General features: G+C 64.6%; 10 protein-coding genes and 1 tRNA gene. All 11 read right to left on the reverse strand.

Features of this window, described 5'->3' with window-relative positions:
• Positions 1-4 precede the first annotated feature (4 nt).
• Positions 5-8,635: a VWA domain-containing protein gene (locus tag KA354_05820; GenBank protein MBP7934150.1), complete on the reverse strand. Its 8,631-nt coding sequence runs from the start codon at positions 8,633-8,635 to the stop codon at positions 5-7.
• Between the two features lie 3 nt (positions 8,636-8,638).
• Positions 8,639-10,342, reverse strand: a complete 1,704-nt coding sequence (locus tag KA354_05825; protein MBP7934151.1) for a VWA domain-containing protein — start codon at positions 10,340-10,342, stop codon at positions 8,639-8,641.
• Positions 10,343-10,355: 13 nt separating this feature from the next.
• Positions 10,356-11,234, reverse strand: coding sequence for a DUF58 domain-containing protein (locus KA354_05830; protein MBP7934152.1), 879 nt, complete (start codon positions 11,232-11,234; stop codon positions 10,356-10,358).
• A gap of 19 nt (positions 11,235-11,253) precedes the next feature.
• Positions 11,254-12,267: a MoxR family ATPase gene (locus KA354_05835; GenBank protein MBP7934153.1), complete on the reverse strand. Its 1,014-nt coding sequence runs from the start codon at positions 12,265-12,267 to the stop codon at positions 11,254-11,256.
• A gap of 21 nt (positions 12,268-12,288) precedes the next feature.
• On the reverse strand, positions 12,289-13,815 hold the full coding sequence (locus tag KA354_05840; GenBank protein ID MBP7934154.1) for a hypothetical protein: 1,527 nt from the start codon (positions 13,813-13,815) through the stop codon (positions 12,289-12,291).
• Positions 13,812-16,160, reverse strand: a complete 2,349-nt coding sequence (locus tag KA354_05845) for a hypothetical protein (protein MBP7934155.1) — start codon at positions 16,158-16,160, stop codon at positions 13,812-13,814. Before KA354_05845 ends, KA354_05840 begins: the two co-directional genes overlap by 4 nt.
• A 220-nt stretch (positions 16,161-16,380) precedes the next feature.
• On the reverse strand, positions 16,381-16,842 hold the full coding sequence (locus KA354_05850) for a hypothetical protein (GenBank protein MBP7934156.1): 462 nt from the start codon (positions 16,840-16,842) through the stop codon (positions 16,381-16,383).
• A 131-nt stretch (positions 16,843-16,973) separates the two neighbouring features.
• A tRNA-Lys gene (locus tag KA354_05855) sits at positions 16,974-17,046 on the reverse strand.
• A gap of 396 nt (positions 17,047-17,442) precedes the next feature.
• The gene (locus KA354_05860; GenBank protein ID MBP7934157.1) at positions 17,443-19,053 is read right to left on the reverse strand and encodes a hypothetical protein; all 1,611 of its coding nucleotides are present in this window, start codon (positions 19,051-19,053) and stop codon (positions 17,443-17,445) included.
• Between the two features lie 292 nt (positions 19,054-19,345).
• Entirely contained in the window at positions 19,346-20,911 is a 1,566-nt protein-coding gene (locus KA354_05865; protein ID MBP7934158.1) for an AAA family ATPase, read from the reverse strand.
• Entirely contained in the window at positions 20,862-21,569 is a 708-nt protein-coding gene (locus KA354_05870) for a PTS sugar transporter subunit IIA (protein MBP7934159.1), read from the reverse strand. Before KA354_05870 ends, KA354_05865 begins: the two co-directional genes overlap by 50 nt.
• Between the last annotated feature and the right edge of the window lie 188 nt (positions 21,570-21,757).

A 21,757-nucleotide genomic window follows, 5' to 3' on the forward strand; every position in this document is an offset into this window, starting at 1 on the left:
GTGGCTACTTGACCGGTTGAGATGATACCTTCGTCGGAGGTCTCGGCGGCGAGATGGCATCCAAGCGGGCCTGGTATCGCTTCACGGCGCCTGCATCACCGTCCTTCCGAGCGCGACGAATCGCCCGCTCTAACACTACGGGATGATCGCTGTAGCCGGCCACGCGGGTGGCCAGTTCATCCGCGATCGCCTGGCCACGGGCCCTCTCGACCGCGTCCAGAAGACCCGGCACCCGCGCCACAGGAAGCATGTCGGCACCAACCAGCCGCGTCTCCAGGTCGATGGCAAAAGCTTGATCGCCACACAGCCGGGTGGCGTCCGCGATCCAGAGCCAATCGTCGTCGGCTTCCTTGCCCAGTTCCTTCATGCACGCCTGCACGATGGCCGAGGCTTCCTTCCTCAGACCGTTCTCCGCAGCCCACGAAGCCATCAGGCAGAGATGTCGCGTGGCCACTGAGGCACCAAGCGAACCTGCCGTGCGACGCGCTTGAATGTCAGACACGATCGCACCCAGGAACCGTGCGGGATCGGCCATCTCAACGGCCGGCGGCAATAGGTCGCGCGAGTCATATGGCTGGGCGAGTATCTCGTCACCCTGGGCGATCATGTCCAGCAGTTGCTTCACCTCGCCCCGAAACGCGTCGAACCGGCCTGCGGCGGCATCGCGACGAGCGATCGCGGCTCGAAGCTCGCGATGACGGACAGCGGCCGTGCCTGCTCCCAGGTGTCTCCGCAGCCGCTCCACTTGGCGATCGACTTCGGCCCTGTCGCCCTCGGCGGTCAGGCGGTCGAGCCAGGCCGAATCGAACTCCTCGGACAGACCGTCCACCGGCGTCGGGCTGAACAGAGCCGCAAGGCGAGCCTTCTGCTCCGGCCGTTGCCGCTCCGGCCAGGTCGCCAAGTACTGATCGATTCGGCTGAATCGATCATCGGTACGCGACAGGGTCCGTCCCTTGAGCGAATCGGCCGCGAGCAGCCATCGGAGGATGTGCCGGGCCTGCTCGGCCTGCCCCTTGGACAGGCATACCCGGGCCAGCGTGGTCAGGTTCACCGTGTCGGTCGGCTCGAGATACGGGACCATCCCCGCGAGGGCGTCGGCCAGTGGCGCCGGCAAAGCGGCAGGGCCTTCCACGGCTAATGCCAGGAGCATGAGTCGATCCTTGACCGTCAGGGCATCGCGTTTCTGGGCGTCGAGCAGAACCCCGATCAGTCGGTCTCGAGTGCCGTTGATCCTTGTCGCCTTCAAGAGGCCGTCAATAAGACCGGGCACGTCCCGGCGTTCGGGGCGAGCACCCACCAGCATGCCCGCGTATTCCTCTTCCGCGAACGGCATGTCGGCCAAGGCCTCGAACAAACGCGCCCGCTTCCACATCGGTGTCCGCTGCCTGTCGAAGAACTCAACCATGCCCCCGCCCGCGGAATCCGGCGGCCAGAAGGGAGTGTAGAAGCGGCCGTCGTCACGGTTGTGGGTCATGAATCGCCGGAAGGTCGTTCGGACATCGTCGGGGCGTCCCAGCCGGCGCAGAATCCGCATCAGTTCGACGGGTGCCAACGGAGTCTCGTCACGATGGACCGTAGCCAGTGCGGCCAGCGGGCAGAACAGGTCATAGTAGAGCTCGGTGAGCGTGCGCCACTCGTAGGATTCCATGATCGTACTCTTGGTCAGCCGAGAGGACAGAAGCGCCGCCAGCTCCGCACAACGCTGGCTCTCCTTCATCGAGGTGATCACTTTTCGGCTGAAGATTCGATTGCCCGGCGCCAGCTCGAACGCCCCGCGGAACGCGGCCAGAGCCTCGGTGTGACGATCCGCGGCTTCCAGCAACAAGCCGTGCGTGAACTTCACCGTCGCCGTGGGCGGTTCGATTTCCTGGCGATCGGCCAGATCCGTGATCGCCTCGTCAAGGTCCGCTGGCCGCATGATCCCGATCAGCGAATCGAGCGTCCGCTTCTGGTCGTACTCCATCTGCTTGCCGCCGAGCAAGTTCTCCAGCGCCTCCTTGATCAGCGGGACTGCCTCGTCGTGCTTGCCGGCTGTCTCTCGGGCCACGGCGACAGAAGCGAGCACAGCGGTCTCGTTGGGATTCTCACTCAACAGAATCTCGCCCAGCCGGAAACCGACATCGGGACAGGCGGGATTGTGGTTCCACCGAGTCTGCGCCAACGTCGCCGTGCCCCGTTCGCCTGAAACCCGCACCTTCGGCGCCGACCGAAACAGGCCGACTAGGGTGTCGGCGAGTTCCTTCTCTGGTTGAAAGGCCAACCGTCCCGCCAGACCGAGGATCAGCATACGCTGCTCCGCAGGCTTCGCTGCGGCAACCATGGCCCGAACCAGTTCAGGCCGCTTGGCAGGGGTGGCCTTCTCCAGCAGCTGAGCCAGCGCATCGGCGCCGAGCGATGCCTGCTGGGCCGCGTTTTGCACCAGGGCGTCGATTTCCGGGAAGGGCTGTCCCAGTCCTTCGGCGATCTTCATGCGAAGCTGGTCAACGTAGACCCGTTCCTTATCATCCAGCGCAGCACCGATCTGGGCAACCTCGTCCAGCAACCGGGTGCGATCCTGCTCCGTCAGGCGATTCCAGACCAGCCGAACGCATTCCTCCAGGCTTTGGGCGAGCGTGTTGCCTTTCTTGATCCTGCGGCATCCGTCCAGCCAGATGGCCAGCCAGCGTTGCACCAGAACCGCATCATCGAGGGCCATCGCGGCCGCCACCATCATCGGGACGACCTTCTCCTTGTCGGATTCGACCGCCACTGCCGGCCTCACTTCACCGAGCAAGAGTCGAGCCTGATCATCGCGACCGAGCATGATCAGCACCGGCACAAGCCGCACGCCGAGGGCCGCAGTAACCTCACCCCTGGCGACTGCGTCGTCCAGACACCCGGGTTCGGTCAAATAGGTCATCAAAGCCAGTTCGTCGGGAGGCCGGCCGGCCACGGTTCCAGGCATAGCCATCGCCGCCGCTCGGGAATAGAGACCCCAATCAAGCCGAGTCCGAATCATGGCCATCCGCAAGTTGGCGTCCTGGGGATAACGTTCCAAAAGGCGGCTATCGATCTCGTCGGCCAACTCCGGCCGATGGATCGAGAAGGCAACCTGACGCAGAAACCGGGTAAGGCGATCAAGCCGCGGATGGCGGGCGATGCGTGCCGTCGGTTTCTGCTTGCCCAGGGCGGTCAACTCCTCATTGACGCGTTTGAGCACATCGTGGTGCAACTGCTCCCGCTGGGCCTCGCCACGAGCCGCGTTGAGCAACCCGTTGCACGCCGCCTCGAAAAACTGGGTCATCTCATCTACATTGTTGGCTCGCGTGGTTCGCGGCTGGCCCTCGGCAACGGCCGGCCGGCTTTGCGGCTGAGAGGCTGAATCCGACCCCACCATGCCGGGCAGGCGGCGAAGCATCAGATCGGCGGCCCGGTAGTACTGGCTGAAGGCGCGGTCGTATTGCCCCAACTGCTCGCTGAGTGTGCCCGACCGGATCAGCAAACGCACGTTGTCCGGCTCTCCGATGAGCAGTTCGCGGATGATCCGGTCGGCGTGAGCGGGCAGGTTCGCGTCCTCGTAGTACGAGGCGACCTGCTGCTGAATAGCGATGAAGTCGCCGTCGAGAGCAGCTCGTTCGAAGACACGCTCGGCGAGCGTGAACTTGCCTTGCTTGATCATGGCCTCGCCCAGGTCGAGGAACACGCTGGGGGGAACCTCCTCGTCCAGGGCCAGCAGCGATCGACCGAAGGCCACCTGTTGGGCGACGCGCCCATCGGCCTTCGCGCCTTCCATCAGTTCCCGCAGCAGCGCCCCGCGACGCTCACCGGCCACGACCACGCACTGCTCAAGAACCGACTCCATCTGCTTGCGGCGGCTCATGGTTTCCAGGAGATCGACCGCCAGCGGGTACAGAAAGACTTTCTCCGGCCAGGCCGCGATGCGTGCGTACACCCGCCGCACCGCGGAACGCATCACCGCGGGTTTGGCCTGGAGATTGAGCAGGCCGTCGATTGCGACCGTGAACAGGTCGTCCTCTTCCGTTTCCTCAACGAGATTCTGAAACCGAACCACCGCCCGATCCGGCTGACCGGCGGCCTTCAGCGCGTTGGCCCAGAGCAGCAACACTTCGATGTGGTCCGGATGACGTTCCAGAACGCGTTCGTAAGCCCGGGCCGCCTCCTCGTGGAGCCCGATCATATCCAGCACACCCGCTCCAAACTCCTCGGCGGTGGGATCGTTCGCGGCAACCCTGTACAACTCGGTCAATGCCATTCTCGCGTCCTGGGGTTGCTGCCGTTCGATAGCCACCATGGCCAGCTGCTGCAGGTAGTCAGCCGCGTTCGCCGGGTCTGCGTCCATCAGTCGCCGCAGGGTCGCGTTGCACCGGCCGAACTGCTCGCAGTTCAGGTAGACCTTCGCCAGTCGCTTCAGCATCTCGACCTGTCGACCGCTTCGTTTCCCGAAGTCGTTCAGGATCTCTGCCGCCGAGACAGCGTCGTTCGCGGTCGTGTAGATGTCGACCAGGAGCGACAGCCGGCGATCATCGGCCTGACCGGCGTCGAGCTGCTCCTCGATCTCGACGGCCAGATCGGCGAGTTTCCCCGTGCGCGATGCCAGGTCGAGCATCCGCTCCTGGGCCTGCTTCAATCGGGCCGGCACCTGCGTGGTCTGCCAGAGATTCCGCCAAAGATCGAACGCCTCGCCGAACCGCTGGTTGTTCTCGAGCAACCACGCAACGAGCAGCAAGACGTCCTCGGCCTTGGTCTTCTCGTAGATCTGCTGAAAAAGCCGGAGAGACTCGGCCTTGTCGCCATAGCGCTCCAGCGTCTCGGCCACCGGCTGGAGCAACCTGGGATCCTCCTGGGCCGCCGGGACGATCTCACGCACCAGGGCGATGGCTTGGTCCGTTCCACCGCGCAGACGAACCAGATCAGCCTCGAACAGGACTGAGCGGATCCGGTCGGCCGTGCTCCGGCTTCCGGCCTTGCGGGCCGCCGCGAGAGCCACGTCATCGAGTGCCAGCTGCCTAGCTCCGTCCGCAATACCCATGAGCGAGGGCACGTCGTCAAACCGCTGAACAGCTTCACTGAACAGTTGGAGAGCCTCGTCGCGCCTTCCGTCGAGCAGCCGCAGGCGGGCGAGACTGACCCGCCAGACCGCTTGTCTCGGATCGCGTGCGAGCAGGTTCAGATACGCCGCTTCGGCCTCCTGGGCCCGGCCGGCGCCCAGAGCGATCGCCACAACCTCTTTCTGGAAGTCCGGCGATTGCAGCAGCTCCGCCTGCTCCGGCGTTTGGGCCGGGCGAGTGAGCAGCCGCATGGCGTCATCCGAACGGTTGAGCTCACGGAGAATCGCGATCAGCATAGCCAGGCGGTCAGCCGGCAGCTGGTCGATGGTCAGCCACTTGTCGGCCAGCTCTCCCAGCCCGCCCGCGTCGCGCCAGGCCGTGACAATGCGCTCCAGGGCGTACTGCCGGTCGCGAGCCAGAATCGCCCGGGCATACGCCAGCTCGAACTGGGGGCCCGCCTCGGCAGGCCGGTTCAGCCGAAGCAGGAACAGCCCGCGGAAAAGGTGATCGTGATACTCGGTCTTCTCGCCGCCATCGCCCGGCTTCAGCAGTTCAACGGCCAGTTCGTCATCGCCGCAAAGCGACGCCAGGTAGGCACAGAAACGCGCCGCACCGACAACGTCCTTCCGCCGGCTCGCCACGTCGCGCAGGATCGCACCCGCGGCCACCTTGTCGCCGGCGTCGTACAAGATCATGGCCTGCCGGGTCTTCAGAGCGAGAAGCTCCTCCTCCCCCGGCTGGGCGGCGATCGCTTTCTCCAGCCCTGCCAGGGCCGCCTTATCGCTGCCCCGCAATTCCTCGATCCGGGCCAGCTCACTGAGCAGGCGGGCGTCAGCCGGACCGCTCTGCGCCAATTCGACGAGCATCTGCTCGGCGGTCTCGAGATCACCCCGTCGCTTGGCCTCCATCGCGGCAGCCAACGAGACCGACGCGCTCGCCGGCCGAGATACCGGCAGGCTCGCCACGGCAGCGGCTGCCTCGCAAGGCGCCGGGCCCACCGTGCAGATCATCCCCGCAAAAAAAGCCGCCGCCGCCCCAGGCCCGGCGCGTCCCGGCCATCTCCGCACGGCCACGTTGATCAGGAACAGCACCAGGGATGCGGCGGTCAGCCAGGGCCACAACTCGATCGTCGCCTTCGCCGCAGCCGATCCGGCTCTCGCCACCGTCGTCACTTGCCGGCGCATGTCGGCCAAGTCCTGCATCAACGCCACATCCGGGCCGACCGCGTTGACTTCACGGGCCGGCGGAACGACCAGTGCAGCCTCTCCGCGCCTGCTGCCGTCCGCCAACACGGCGGACACGCGGTACGTCCCCGGTGGAAGGCCGGCCACTCGGTGGTTCCACTCGCCAGGTGATACCGGATCGAGTGTCCACCGCCGTGCCTCTCCAGAGCCACCAACCACACCGAGCTCGACCGCCTGGCTGCCGGTGCCCGAGGCCAGCATCTGGTTGGCAATTCGCAGTTCGATCGCCCCCGGACGCATCACCGGCTCGATGCGCAACGCCTGTCGCGCGTTGGGGCCATACAAGCCGCGAGCCAGGTTGGACATCAAACGCGCGTAGGGCGGCCATTGAGATAAACCCCCCGTCCATTCGCCGCCGAGTTGCGAAGTGAACGCCGCCGCGGCTCCGAGTCCGAAATGCCATCGAGCCAGAATCGGGTGTCCCAGGCTCGACGCCAGAAGGAGATCAGCCGTCGGGCGAGCTTCGGTTTGCACGTATCCTTGAAGGGCGGGTGCCGCACCGAAATCCGTGCTCTCGGTCATCGCGTCTGCTCGACGCACCATCAGGGAGGTCGGCTGCTCGATGAACGGAGCGAGCATCGAACTCTCCGGCTGCTTGACGATTACCTCCGGCAGATTGAAGCGATCCGGGGAAGAGTAGAACCGTCCACGACCCCAATGGGCCAAGCTGGCCAGGAAGGCGGAGTGAGCCCCAGGTCCGACCATGACCGTGGAGACAGTCATGCGGTGATCGGCCATCCTCCGAATCAACGGCTCGAACGCGCCGGTCTCGACACCGCCGTCGGTCAGCACGAGTACGTGCTTGGTGCGCGTGTGCACGTTCTGCAGGGCATAGTAGGCCTCCTCGATGGCCGGAAGGATGACCGTGCCTCCGCTCGACGACAGGCGGTTGAGCGCCCGCTGAAGATCAATGGCGTTCGAGGCCGGCTGGATGGGCGCTGCCCATCGCTTGGCCCCGTAGAACTCAACAATGCCGACCTTGTCATGGGGGCTCAGCCGCGAGATCGCCAGACGAGCGACTTCACGGGCCAGGTTGACGCGCGTGTCACCCATGCTGCCCGACGTGTCGATGATGATCACCAGCGTCACGCTGGGGTCCTGCCTCTCGACTTCCTGCGAAAACCGCACGGGCATGACTTCAGCGAGAGGAGTGCCGGCGTAACCACCCGGTCCGAACGACCTCCTTCCACCGGTCACCAGAAGGCCCATTCCCCTCACCACGCTCTCCCTGATCCGGACTTGCAGGTCGGTACCCAGGCTCTCGGCCGTGGTATCGGCGACGACCAGAAGATCCGCCTCGTTCAGGGCATCGGACGCTCCCAGACCTCCAAGAGGTATCCGAGTAACCTGCGCTGCCTTGCCGAGCATCGCAGCCAGGGCGGCGGTGGCCGGCGCCGCCGGGTTCTCCTCGATCACGCCCACCTGCCGAGGGGGCATGACCTCGACCGCGGCACTCAACGTGTTGTTGCCGTCCAAGGTGTCCGCCGAGCTCTCGATGCTGACCGTGTATTCGGCAAGCCCCTCATCTTCGAGGACCAGCGGCATGGTCAACACCTGGGAATCAGCCGAGAGGTTCACAGCCTGCGTGATCTCGCGCCCGTCACGGTTGCGGCGGACCGCCAGCCGGCCGGGTGCGGCTGACGCGCTCTGTACCTCGGCGATCAGGTTCACCGTAGCTCCGACAGCCGCAGCGGGAGGCAGCGACACGGACCGGAGCACGACCTCTTCGTTCCTGTGCGCACCGATGGTCCGCGCCTCGATCGATATCCCACGCTGCCCAAGCCGAAAGGCCGCTGCTCGAGCGTCGCCACCGGTCTCAAGGCCGTCGCTGAACAGCACGATGCGATTATCGCCCCCGTCAGGAATCACCGCCCCGGCCAGCCCGAGAGCGTCGGCCAATGCCGAAGCCCCAACCATCGGTTGAGTGGTGGCTGCCTGCAATCGGCTGCCTGCGCTCCGCAGCTCAGCCAGACTCAGCGGTGCAAGTCCATCGCGATCGAGTTGAATCTCCCGGGCATGGCTGTCAAAAACCACAAGCCGAACGCGTTCATTCGGCTGGGTCTGTCTGGCGAGTACCTGCAAATCCGAGCTCACTACCTTCAGGTCTGCTTCACCCACGCTGGCCGACAGGTCAACCACCACCACAACGGTCCTGCCTCGCTCGCCCCGCTCGATCAACGGACGAGACAACGCCAGCACGAGCAGGATGTACGCTGAACACCGCAGACCGATGACCAACCCCGCCCGCACCCCGGACAAGCCCAACCGCGACGTGAAATGAAGGCCGGCCAGCAGTACAACCGGCACCAGCATCCACAACCACAGGGGATGTACGAAAACCATGGCTTAGGCTATCCTCCCCCGTGCGTGAAGGACGGCTTCCAGTAGAAACAACGCCAACGCCAGGGCCAGCAGGATCTCGAACGGAGCCGACCATCCCCAGCGCCCACTGCCGCTCGGAGGTTGGTCGCTCGCGCCGGCTCGAGGACTGGACAGATCGACCGCCGCTCTGCTGACGGGCATGGCCGTCACTTCCGTGGCCAGCGAAGTGCGTCGCGGCCACAGCGGGTCCTCGAGCACCCGTTCCGGCGGAAGTACCACCGGATCCTCGTCCCAACCGGCCAGATAACGCAACGCTCGCGCCAGAAACACCGCAAACGGCGCTTGACGGACGAAGTCGGAATCAGTGGCCAGCAGAGCCGATCCCAGGATCACGCATGGAGCCGTGCCGCCGCCGTGGCAGGCCGCGAGCACAGCTCCGCCCGAGACCAACAAAGGTTGAGTCGAGCCTGGCAGCGCCCCGAGCGACGAACCCGCGCCGCAGGTCTGCCCGGCCACCTCCACGTCCACCTCCCGCAGCAGCGAGCACCTCAACGACACCTCGAGAGGACGACCGGCTTCGACGGCGGGGCCGTCGTTTCGCAACACCAACGACGGGCGCGGCAAGGTGCCAACCGGCGGATCGACAACCACATCGATATCCCGCTCCAACCCATCCTCAACCAGTTGCACGGCCGGGTCGCTGCGAATGGCCGCGCGAACCGCCGCCGGCAACCACTGAGGACCACCCACCCGAATCGCACTCCGATGGGGCAGCCGGAAAACCAGCTCGCGACCGACGACGTGACCTCCCGTTGAGGATAACGAGACGATCAAACGGTCTCCATCCGCCGGGAGATCCGATAGAGAGAAGTCCGCGCTCGCACCCGGTTCGACCGTCTCGGCGCGGCTCAACAGGCTCGCTCCACCCGCCCGGCGAATCTCAATTCTGGCCCTTTGAGGCTTACGACCTGCGGCGGCAACACGCACCGAGAATCGCCCTCGGAGCGAATGGTCGGCGTCAGGCTCGTAGACGGCCGACACGATGCCCAGTCCATCGAGATCCTCACCGATCCGGACGACCTCGCACGGCACAGCTTCGGCACCGGCATCCGCAGCCGCGTCCGCAGGTACGTGATCGGTCAACAAGACCACACGCGGGTTGCCCCGTCCGTTGAGCAGCGACCGGGCCAGTCTTAGTCCCTCGCTGGTGACGGCAGGAACCGAAGCCGGCCGGATCTCGCGAAGACTTGAGGCGAGCGACACGATCGGCTGCTCAAACCCCAGCACCAGCCGCGGCCAGGGATCGACCAGGACCACCGCGACTCGATCGCCGGGCGACAGACCCTTGATTCGTGCCTCAAGTGCGGTGATGGCGGCTTCCATCCGCGTTCCACCTGAAGAAGGAACCGGCGCGGCCATCGACGCCCCTGCGTCAAGCACGATGACCTCATGCAGGCGGTTGGCGGCCTGCTCCGTCAGGCTCGGCTGGGCGAGCGCCAGGACTAGCAGCGTGCAAATCACCAGCAGAAGGGCATAGGTCAGCGGATGCCTGAAACGGTGCAGAATCGAACGGGCCCGCACACGTTCGACGGTCTCGGCCCAGAACAGCGTGGTCACGACCCGTACCGGCCTCGGACGAACGCGAAGCAGATGCAGCACCGCCAGCATCGCCCCCGACGCGGCTACGATGGCCGCCGCCGCCCAGAATGGAATCCCCGCGAAGGTCATCAGTCTGTTCGCCTCATGTCACCAACACGCCGCCCGCGAACAAGTCGCTCAACTGGTCGAGCACCGGCCGATCGGCATTGAGACGCAAGTGAGCCGCCCGCTGCTGCAGCAGGGACTCGGCCAGCCGCGCGCTGAACGCCCGATACGCCTGCGCGTAACGGTCAAGTTCCTTCCCTGTGACGGTAACGTCTACTTCCGCTCCGGACTCGCAATCGATGAGCCGCAGTTCTCCATCCACCGGCGGCCGAGCATCCGAGTCGCGCACCAATTGCACTACCAGCAGCCGGTGCCTCAATGAACCCAGTGCCCCGATGACGGCTTCGACGCCCTGCGGATCAAAGAAATCGGAAATCACGACCACAAGGCCGCTCCTGAGTCTCAGCGTTCCGAACCGGCGAATCGACTTCACCAGATCGGTGGGACCGGCCGGCGCAAGGCCATCAAGGAACTCCAGCGCATGTCGAAGTCGGTGCTTGCCCGAGAGACTGACTGCCGGCTGAACCAAGTCCGCTCCGAAGGGGTAGAGCCTGATGCGGTCAAACTGGTTCAGGCTCACCGCCGCCAGCACCCCTGCCATCTGGCGACCGCCGTCGGCCCGAGGGGGCGTCTCGAAGAACATCGAATCGCTGATGTCCACGAGAATGTAGACCGGCAAGTCCTCCGGCTCCTCGAAAAGCCGCAGGAACAGACGCCCGCTGCGCCGATACAGGCTCCAGTCGATCCGCCGCAAATCGTCACCAGGAACATAGGATCGGAAGTCGCGAAACTCCATTCCCGCGCCGAGATCGCGCGACCGGTGCTGCGCGTGGCGGCCACCAGCCAATACTTGCCGGGCCGTGATCCGCAGTCGCTCGATCGAACGAACGAAGTCCTCGGTGAACAGTGATGCCATGACCAACCCACGCGACGGACTAGGAGGATAACTCGCTCACCGACCCAACCACCGCCTTCACCAGCTCATCGGTGTTCGCCCGGTCGGACTGCCCTTCGAAATTGAGCAGCACTCGATGGCGGAGTACCGGCAGGACTACATCGCGGACGTCCTGACAGGACACCGCGAACCGGCCGCCAAGCAGGGCTCGCACTTTGCCCATCAGCAGCAGACCTTGTGCCCCGCGCGGGCTCGAGCCGAGTGCCACGACCCGGTTGATCATCGCCGGGGCGTGCGGCGAACCGGGCTGCGTGGCCATGACCAGCCGGATCGCATAGCCACGGACCTGATCGGTGACCGCCACCTGCCGGACGATCTGTCGCATCGCCATGACCTCCTCGCCGGTCGATACCGGCTCGATCGTGGGTATCTGCACCTCGGTCGTTCGCTGCAGAATCTGGTGATACTCCCGCTCCTGAGGGTAACCGACCATCAGCTTGACCAGGAAGCGATCCAACTGGGCCTCGGGTAGCGAATAGGTGCCTTCTTGTTCGATCGGATTCTGGGTCGCGACGACAATGAACGGCTCCGGTAGCTTCATCGTGCGCCGAGCCACGGACACCTGCCGTTCCTGCATGGCCTCAAGCAAGGCCGACTGAGTCTTCGGCGTGGCCCGGTTGATCTCGTCCGCCAGAATGAAGTTGGCAACGAGCGGCCCTTCGGCGAAACGCAGTTCATGCCCCCCACCCTCCTTCTCAGTCAGCATCATGGTACCGATGATGTCCGCCGGCATCAGGTCCGGCGTGAACTGGATGCGCGAGAACTGCAGCCGCAGTGCAGAAGCCAGAGTCCGGGCTAGGAGCGTCTTGCCCAGTCCGGGAACCCCCTCGAGCAGCACGTGACCGTCGGACAGTAGTACGGCCAACACGTTCTCGACCAGTTCATCGTGCCCGACAAAAACCTTGTGAACCTCTCGCTTGAGGCGGTCGAACACCTCCCGAAAGCGGCTTGCTTGTTCTTGCACGGCCGAGTCACTCCTCTGCACTGTCGGCATGGTCGAACTCATGACCTAAACTCACTCCTGTAAAGGCTTACTCGCGGGCGGCCCGGGGGTGTCGCCGCCGCGGCTCGACTCCTGATCCGCAGAATGTAATGCCGCCAGATAGCGTTGCACGGTGGCGGCCATGGCCGGCGGCACCCGATACCGAGAGCTGGGATCCTCCGGCAACGAACGGGGTGGGGCGGCAACGGGAACGGCGGGTTCACCTGGCATCGGCGCCGGCTCCACCCGCTCACGCGTGACCTTGCTCACGCCCGGGCCCAACCTCCCTCTGACGAAATCCGGGATGGGCACGCCCAGCACCAGCGAGGCCGTACCCCGCGATTTCTTCGGTGGCGTCGGACCGCCCCGCCCCCCTCCCGGCGGACCCTGCTCGCCACTGATGCCAAGATCACGTGTCGGTGCGGCTTGCCGGTCCTTCAGCGTGGGCTGGATGCCGCCTCGCTGCGTGTTCGCCGACTTCTCATCCTCGGTGGGTTCGTCCACCTCGTCGTCCTCACGCTCGTGGCCCCGGGTCTCCAGACGCTGCGAAGCGCTGTTCTGCACGGGCGACATGCCTCCTCCTCCCGAAGAACCCTGGCTGATCGAGGATGCGTCCTCCTGGGCTTGACTCGCCTTCGAACCGGGCTCCCTGCTCTGCCGGCCGCGGTCTTTCCTCGCAGGCGCCGGAGCCCTTCGTTCCTTCGGCTTGCCCGCGCCTTGACTCTCCGAGGCTTCCCCCTTCGTGCTTTCTGACTGGCTCGAGGCATTGACTTCCGCGCGGGCTCCGCCGCCGGGTCGCCCGACCGCCGGTTCCGACCGGGGCTTGACGCCCGGCCTGTTCGCCGGGGCTGCCGCGCCGGAACGATCCGCCTTTCCCACTGCGGCCAGGACCGGCGGCGCCGCCGGCCTGGATAGCTCACGAGTCTTCAGGAACTGACCGGACGATGACCGCTCCACCGCGGCAGACGCGCCCATCGGCACCGGCATCTCCGCGACGGTGCCGGGGGGCTTTCCACCCGAAATGAGCCCCGCAACCATCATCAACCCCATCGCCATCGCCACCCGCTGCAGGCCGCCCATCCAGTCCATCTCCGCCCGCTCCACGTGAGGCAAGTGTGGGTACCAGCGACGAAGGTAATCGAGCCCGTCCCTGATGGCCGCCATTCCGAACGGACCTGCATCGCGGTCTTCAGACAGGGCCAAGGCAATCGCAATGCGGTTGTGATCCTGCACGCCCAGGTCGAGTCGCTCCGCAGCCTCGGTCAGCGACACCTGACGGCGAATCGCACGCACCATGACGACAACCGCCGGCAGCCCTGCGGCCAACAGCGCGAGAACCAGGAAGCCCCGCCACCCAAGCAGCGATGTCTGACCCAGCACGCGGTTCGTCAGCTGCAGAAAGAACACCGCCCCAGCCGTCGCGAGGAGCGTCTCGGAACCCCAATTCAGAGCCACCGGGACCCGGGCGCGCACCCCCGCCCAACGAACGCGTCGCCGGCAGTCCGCCAGCAGAACCGCCATTTCCGGCCGAGGGTCGGCATGGGTGTGAAGCTCACTCATGAGCCCCCTCCGGCGCCGTTGTTCTTAACCGCAAGCGACCGGGCAACCAGGACCTCGCGCGTTCTGGAGTCCTGGAGGAAAGCCACGACCACGCACGCCCCGGGATCCACGAAAAACGGCCGCATCAGGAACCGAACCTCCTTCTCCGCTTCGACAGCCGAGATTCGCTTGTCCAGTTCCTCGCTGACCGCCGCGACCGTCAGCATCACCTCGTAACTCCGGCCCCCACTCCCCGCAGGCAATTCAAAACCGCCCTCGGGCGACAGCAAGGCTCTGGCCACCGAGCGGTGCAGGACCACGCCGTTGGCCGCGGGGAGCATTACTAGTCGCTCGCATAGAATCACATGCAGGCGAAGGCTTCCTCCGGCTTCTGAACCCTGGACCTCGATAATGCCGACGAACTTGCCCTCGGTGAAAGCGATACGGCCATCCACCTTCCACGCCGCGACGCCGACTCTTCCGGCGAGGGCGGCACCTTGGTACGCGGCGTAGACCTGGGCCGCATTCTTCTCGTCCCCCGCGTCTGTCTTCGGCCCCTTTCCGTCAAAGAAGGCGGCGGGCGCAGTGGTTGTCTGATAAAAGCCGGCACGCGATACACTCGCCCTGGAAACAAGCGGCTCCGCCGCAGGGGAGGCGAGATGGTATTGGACCCACGACACGTCCGTGCCGTCGAAATACTGTTGGAGACCACCGAAAGCCAGTTCCGGCGCCGCGGTGGAGCCGTGATCGACACAGGTGAAGAGTTCGACCAGCTGCACGGGCTTGGCATCCTCGCCCTTGCCGCCTTCCCCAAATCGATCAGCAGGATGAAACGCCGGCACCCGCCCTTCGAGAAGCTGTTCCGCGTCACCCATCGAGAAACTCGCCCGGAAGTCGGCGTCGCGGTTGAGGCGATCAAGACCGCGAAAGGCATCTGCTGGAGCATCGTCGCTGATGGCCGCCTGCACGAACCGCGACCACGCACGCGCAGCCTTTCCTGTTCGTTCGTACAGCTCCCCGAGCCAGAGATTGACCAGCGGATCACGAGGAAGACCAAACGCCGCGGATAGCAGCGCCCGACGAGCCTCCTTGAGGTCATTCCGCTGAAGCGCGATCTGACCCGTGCGAGCCAGGATCTGATGTGCCGCCACGCCGTTCAGGTCGGTAGACGCCGATTCCTGGCCGATCTTGAGCACCTCCGTCGCAAGCTCGTACTTGTCCGTTCGCTTTCCGGCAATCAACGCATCGGCCAAGGTGACTAGACTTGCGGCCCGACGGTTCTCAGGCGTCAGATCCGCGCGCATCCGCACTGCACGAGTGATCGCCTCACGGGGACCGGCCGTGTCTTCGAGTCTGAGCGCCAACAGCTTCTCCGCAGCCTCCTTCGCCAGCCGGGATGTCGCGTGACCCTTCACGAATGACTCGATCGCCTCCGCATTCCCATCCGTCCGTGCCTGATAGTACGCCCGCTCCTCGATGGGAAACCTGGGCTCGCGCGTCTGCTCAAACAGCATCCGCCGATGCGTCTGGTCGATGGTCACACGGAGACTGCTCAGCAGATTCACACCCAGCACCAGATCCGGCCGCGGCTCCGGGGCTTCGGACAGGTCTTCCGGGCGAAACGCCACAAGGCGAGCGAGGTTGAGCCCGCCGAGGCTCAGCGGGTCGATCGCACCACCGGCTGAGCCCGCCAGATCCGCGGCGGTCGAATCGATAATCGTGTCGTTGCCCGAGGTCATGAACCGCGTGCGGAGCGTGAATCCGTCCGCGGCAACCGCCTTCAACCAGTAACCCGAGCCTGACTCCTCGTACGGCACGACCGTGGCTTTCGAGACCCCGTCGCTGCCGCTCCTCTCCCCTTCGCTCAGCACCGCCTCCTCGCCCGGCAACAGCCTGAGAACACCCTCGCCAATCTCGATCTGGACGCCGAACTGCTCAAACGCCGGCAGACCGAGGTACGCGATCGCCGGGATCTCGCCCAGCTCCGGAGCATAGTCCCGCGACAAGTCCTCCAGTTCCTTGAGCCCCGTGGCGTGGGTCTTCAGGTTCCCCAGAGCCAGATCACCGAAACGCACCTCCCCCCGTGAATCTCCGCCGATCTCCAGCAGCTTGCCGCTACGCTCATGGATCACCAGCGGCATCTTCAGACCCAGCTCAATGACGACGTTCGCCGGTATACCCTTGCTCGGACCGTGGATCGTACCCATGGCGCACGGCCGACCATCCACGACCTTGAACCTGATCTCCGCAGCGGCCTGAACGGGAACCTCAAAGGCCCAGATGGCCGCCATCACGCCGGCAACGAAGGCATGAAAGGGTGCCCGCCCAGAACACCATCGCCATAAGAAGCGAACGCGCAATACCATCGGCCTCCTATTATTTGGGGTTCGCCCCGTCTGCCATCCCCCGACGGCGACGGTAACCACCCATTCCTCGCATCCGTTCACGGGGTCATGCCCCGTCGTCTCGGGCGAAAAACGTGATTCTACCAGTCCGCCTTCCGGATGCGTAGTAGAAAAGCACCGCGACGGGATCACTTCGAGCAGGACGCTGCACCCGCTCTCGAAAAGAACAGGGCGCCGACAGCTAGGCCAGGCTGTGCGATCCTGGCCCTGCGCGAGGCGGAACATCGTTGACCTCGCAGCCACCGGAGAGGCCAGGTCCCGGGAAAGCGGTCAATCCAAATCGTCTCCCGGCGGCGCGCAACAGGTGCGGTTCGGCCATCCGAGACCCGTCGGTATCCACTTCCCACTCAGTAAACGACTTCAGTGAGCACCGTTCGTTAGTCATTTTCCCGCTGGCCAGCTCGGCGACGGTCAACGGCTTGCCCTGGGACCGGCCCGAGGCCCCCGCGGACTCTCGTTGCGGGGTTCGGTACCCTGCCGCCAGCCATTCGGCGATGAGCCGGTGGCAGGCTTCCCTGCACTCTGGCGAGTCCCATTCCCCGAGGTCGATCTCGTGGTGTCTGTTCGTGTCTGCGTCGTGGCGTGGGGTGATCGCTCGCCCGCCCTTCCGGCGGTACATCGGCGAGAACGGCTTCCTAGGCACGGCTCCGATACCTTTCCGGCGTGTTTCAGCCACGTTGTGCGACGTTCTGCCGCACCAAAACTGCCGTATCGGTGCCCTGCGGCCACCTGGCCGATTCTGTAGGTGAAGACCTCACCGGTATTCGCTTTCATTGAGGGCGCTGGGACTCGAACCCAGGACACACGGCTTAAAAGGCCGTTGCTCTGCCGACTGAGCTACGCCCCCTGCGAAGCTGGATCGCCGGTCACTCAGGAACGCCCGCCTGGGGCAACAAGCGGCCATCTGCGCGAGGCCGTCATTCTATTCGCGGCCCCCACTTCGATCAACTGCCCTCGACTTCTCGGCTTCGGGAGGGGAAAGGCCACACTCCTGGGTGACGGCTCGGTCCGTCTGTATCTGGAACGGCCTCGATTCCCCGGCAACCAGCTGCTCGACGAGCCTGTCATACATGAGCAGGACAACCGTCCTGGTACCCGAACCGGCAACGGCATGACTGCTAGGCCTCTGCGGACACCGGCCCCGGCGTCGTGCCCGCCGACGATGACTCCCAGACCCACCAATCAGAGAACCGTGTTTTCTCGAGCCTCAACCGGAGCAGGCCCCGGTATCCTCGCGGCCACTTCAATCGGCACAAGCCGGATTACCTGGCTCACCTGCCCCGCAGAAGCACCGCTGGAAGACGCCGAAGTCGACCATATCGACATCGCCGTCTTTGTCGAAGTTGGCCCGCTGACAGGTTGCCGTCTCGCTGTAGGGAATCGCGGGGCCTGAGTAACAGCCTGCAAAAACCGTCAGATCGTCCCTATCCACGTCGCCGTCGAAATCGAAGTCGGCCGGCAGCGGGGGCGGACAGAGGTTGGGTTCGCAGGCGGCGTCCTGGGTCCACACTCTGCCGTGGGCGGCCGTGCATGCCACTTGGGACAACTGCTCGCAGCGGCCGTCGTAGAAGCAGCAGGCTCCCTCAGGCGGAGGAGGCCCTTCAGTGAGAACAAAGAGATAGAAGAAGCTGGTGTCAAAGAAGTACCCGCTCGAGTCGTACGCGGAATGGCTGAACTCAAGGGCCTCACCCGCAAAAACGGGCACGATCACGTCACTGCTCGTGTTTTGGTTGAGGTCGGCAATGCGGGTGCCGGCGCGGCTCAGCTGCAGCGAGAAGGTCTGCGCGTAGCTGCTCCAAGGGGTGCAGCGAATCGACAAGAGCATCTCCAGCGGACTACCCGCCGGATGAGCGGCAGACGTTCCGAGCGTCAAAACACCCGTCACTTGCCCCTCGGCCCATCCGCTAGGAACCGGCCACATCTCCGGCGGCCCCCAGAAAAGACAGTCACCGGTGAAGGGATCCCATTCCATGCACATGGGCGGGCCTTCCTCCATGCCCTCCTCTCCCCGAAGGCGAGCTGCGCCACGAGCTTGGCCGTTCACACTCTTCTTGAAGAGCACATTTGCCCCCGAGTAGGAGTACATGATTGTCCCCCATCCAAAACCCTCACTCCTTGCAGCTCCATTCCCCACGGTGGCGATCCCGCCATACTGCGTGCTGGCCGTCGCGGTAAACGAAATGGTGACATCTACCGGTGCAGGCGGATCGGGCAAATCGGAGGGCTCGGTAATCGTGAGATCGAATCCTGAGCCCCCGCCGACGAGCTGCAGGTTGTCGAACATAGCAGAGCTGAATCCGGCGACGGTGCCTACCCTCACCACGACAACCACCTGACCGTCAGTCGCGAACACCTGATTCCCGTTCCCGCCGGGATGGAGGGAGTTCGTGATCGGTTCCCAATCCCAGTCACTCGGCGGATTCAGCCCCCACGAGTCCTTGGCTGCAACGATATCACCAATGACCTGGCCCTCGATTCGGGCAAGGAGTTCCGCGTCGCTCAAACCGGCAGTACCGCTGAAGAGCATGACTTGCGCCCAACCCATCACACCCAGTATTCCGCTCCAGTCACCTTGAATGCTGTACGTGTCCGGCATGACGTTGACGCGCTGGAACCAGCCGTGTTCGCCTGTGCCGGCAGAATAATGGAGCCGCCCCGCGGGCGGGCTCGTTCCCGCAATGGCCAACAGCCATTGGCTGCCGCTGCTCCAGGGCGCCGCCCAGCGGTTCCATCCCGTCTCCCCAGCCGACCAGTCACCGTTCACCAGCCAGTTGTACTGGCCTACAGCGGGAGACGGCGAAAGCCAGAGGTGTACGGCACACATCACCCCGACGACAGAAGGTCCAAATCGCATGCACATATCCCGATCCTCCGGACGAACAAGAGACACGCTGCTTACAAATGTCTGAGGAAACACCCGACCCAGCCAAGTGCCAGGATATATTCTCGGACCGGCCATGTCAAGTCACACATCATGTTCTGGATGTACGCTTCCAGGGTCGGACGAGCCCCCGACCCGGCGACAGCAGGCCCAAGGAGAACCACGACCCGGCCGCGGCTCCTTCCGTCTGCACGTGAAACAGCCACGACTCGCCGGTGCTGATTCAAGCGGCTCCTCTGTCTCGTGGTATCTACTGGGATAGGCTCTAACTGGAACGCCGCCGCTTTGAGGTGGCCGAGATCGCCCGGTCGCTGGCCCAGGCCCGGATGTACTTGACCTGCTCGCTCATCGTCTTCGACAGCGGAACAATGTCCTCCAGGGCCGGCAGCAGGTGCTTGTCCGTAAGCGGCTCGTTGGCCAGACGCGAGGCGGTCAGGGCTGAGATCACCGCCTGCTCGATCTCCGCGCCGGTCCACCCCTCCGTCCGCACCGTCGCCAAATCGAGCGATAGCCCAGCCGTCTCCATCCGCCGCCGCTGCAGGTGAATGCGGAAGATCTCCATGCGTTCCGGCTGATCGGGCAAATCGATGAAGAACACTTGGTCAAACCGGCCTTTGCGGATCATCTCTGCAGGCAGCAGGTCGATGCGGTTGGCGGTGGCGGCCACGAACAATCCCTTGGGCTTCTCCTGCATCCAGGTGAGGAAGTAGCCAAAGATACGGTCCAGCACGCCGGAGCTGTCCTGGTGCTGCCGCGAGATCGCGTTCTCGATCTCGTCGAACCAGACAACGGCCGGAGCGATCTCCTCCATGGTGCGGCAGGCCTCGGCGAAAACCCGCTCGGCGTTGCCCAGCCCGGCCGCGAATACCTGGGACATGTCCACGCGGTACAGCGGCAGGGCAAACGCACTGGCCACCGCCCGGGCAGTCAGGCTCTTGCCGCAGCCGGAGACACCCATCAGCAGAATGCCCTTGGGCACAATCTCCGAGGTCACGCCCTCCTCGGAGAAGAAGAGCCCCTTTCGCTGCTCCAGCCATTTCTTCAGCGCATCGACACCCCCGACCTGATCGATCCCCACCGTGTCAGGCACGTATTCCATCAGCCCGCTTTTGCGAACCAGCAGCCGCTTTTCCTCCTGGAGCAAGGGCACAACCGACGGATCGAGCCGGTGCGCCTGGGCGAAGGCAAAACGAATCGCGTGTCGGGCTTCGTCGAACGTCAGCCCCTGCAACGCCCGACCCAGAACGTAGCGGGCCTCTGGACCCAGATCGCCGGCCGCTCCAAGCCCCGCCGCCTCCTCGGTCAGCAACGACGCCAATTCAACCAGGTCCGGCATCGGCAGTTTGAGAAACGCGACCTCACGCTCGATCTCCGGCGGAACGACCTTCACCGGCGAACAGATCACCACCGCCTTGCGATTCTTCAGGCAGGCGTGATAGACATCGCGCAACCGGCGGCGAACCGCGGCCGATTCGCGGATAAACTCATGGAAGTCCTTCAACAGGAAAATGGCCGGCGTCGGGTACGAGACCACGAAATCCAGGACGCCGCGGGCGCCGTCGGGCTGCGACTGGCTGACCCGACCGCCCTCCACCAGCCCGTCGGTGATGCTCCAGACGAACAACTGGCTGCCGCCACCTTGCCGAAACTCCGCCGCCTGGGTCACCAGGGACAAGACCCGGTCTTCCTCGGGTGATTGAACGTAGATGAGCGGGCGCCCCGCATCCAGCATGTTGCGAATCGCGGCCAGGCCCCGGTTCACCACTTGGGCGTCCACAGGATTATCCTCTCGCACTTGCAGTGACCTGCTTCTCCTTGTCGATGAGCGCATCCAGTAACGCCTCCCGACTCTCGACCTCCATCAGCCGCTCGATCGTCTCCTGATCCAGAATCCTCATCAGTCGGGCGAGGACCCGCAGGTGATGACGATCGTCATGACAGCAGATCAGGAAGAAGAGCCGGCTCAGGTCGTGATACGGCGATCCGAAGCCGATGCCCTTGGACAGTCGACCAACGCAAATCAGCGGCTCGGCCGAAGCGTAAGGCATCGGCTGACGGGGGTGGGGAATAGCGACACCGTACATCAGCGCGGTCGAACAGAGAGCCTCGCGCTGCTCCAGGGCTTCCAGGAGTCCCTTGGCATCAAACAGCTGCCCGGTCCGCTCGGCCAACTTGACCAGTTCCCGGAGAACCGAGGCCCGGGTCCGGGCCGGCAAGTTCGCGTCAACCCCTTCCCAGCCAATCAGACTCGTGACGATCAGGTCGCCAGACTCCGCCCCCATCGTCTGTTCCAGGCTGATAAGCCGCTGCTCGTCGAACGTGTGCATCTTCACCTGGAGCCATTCCGTGATCTGGGCCCGATTAAAGCGCCACTCTCCTCCGACCTTGTGACCGGGAAGCTCCCCACGATCCGCCATGCGCCGAACCGCCCGGGCATCCATACCCACGTGCTTCGCGAAGTCGTCCAAGCTCAGATTGCGGTAAGGCACGGCGCCACCTCTAGATCAAACAGCAGCAATGATGAGCCTCATCCTACGCCAATTCCACCCGGAAGGTAAGCCCGGGGATGGAAACGCCGACCACCTCAAGGTATGATATGTTATATAATTAGGCGTCTGCTGCGTCGCGGAGATGGGCAGCCACCAGGATGCCGAGTCGCTTTGGATGGGCTTAGAAG

The sequence above is a fragment of the Phycisphaerae bacterium genome (assembly GCA_018003015.1).
Taxonomy (GTDB): domain Bacteria; phylum Planctomycetota; class Phycisphaerae; order UBA1845; family PWPN01; genus JAGNEZ01.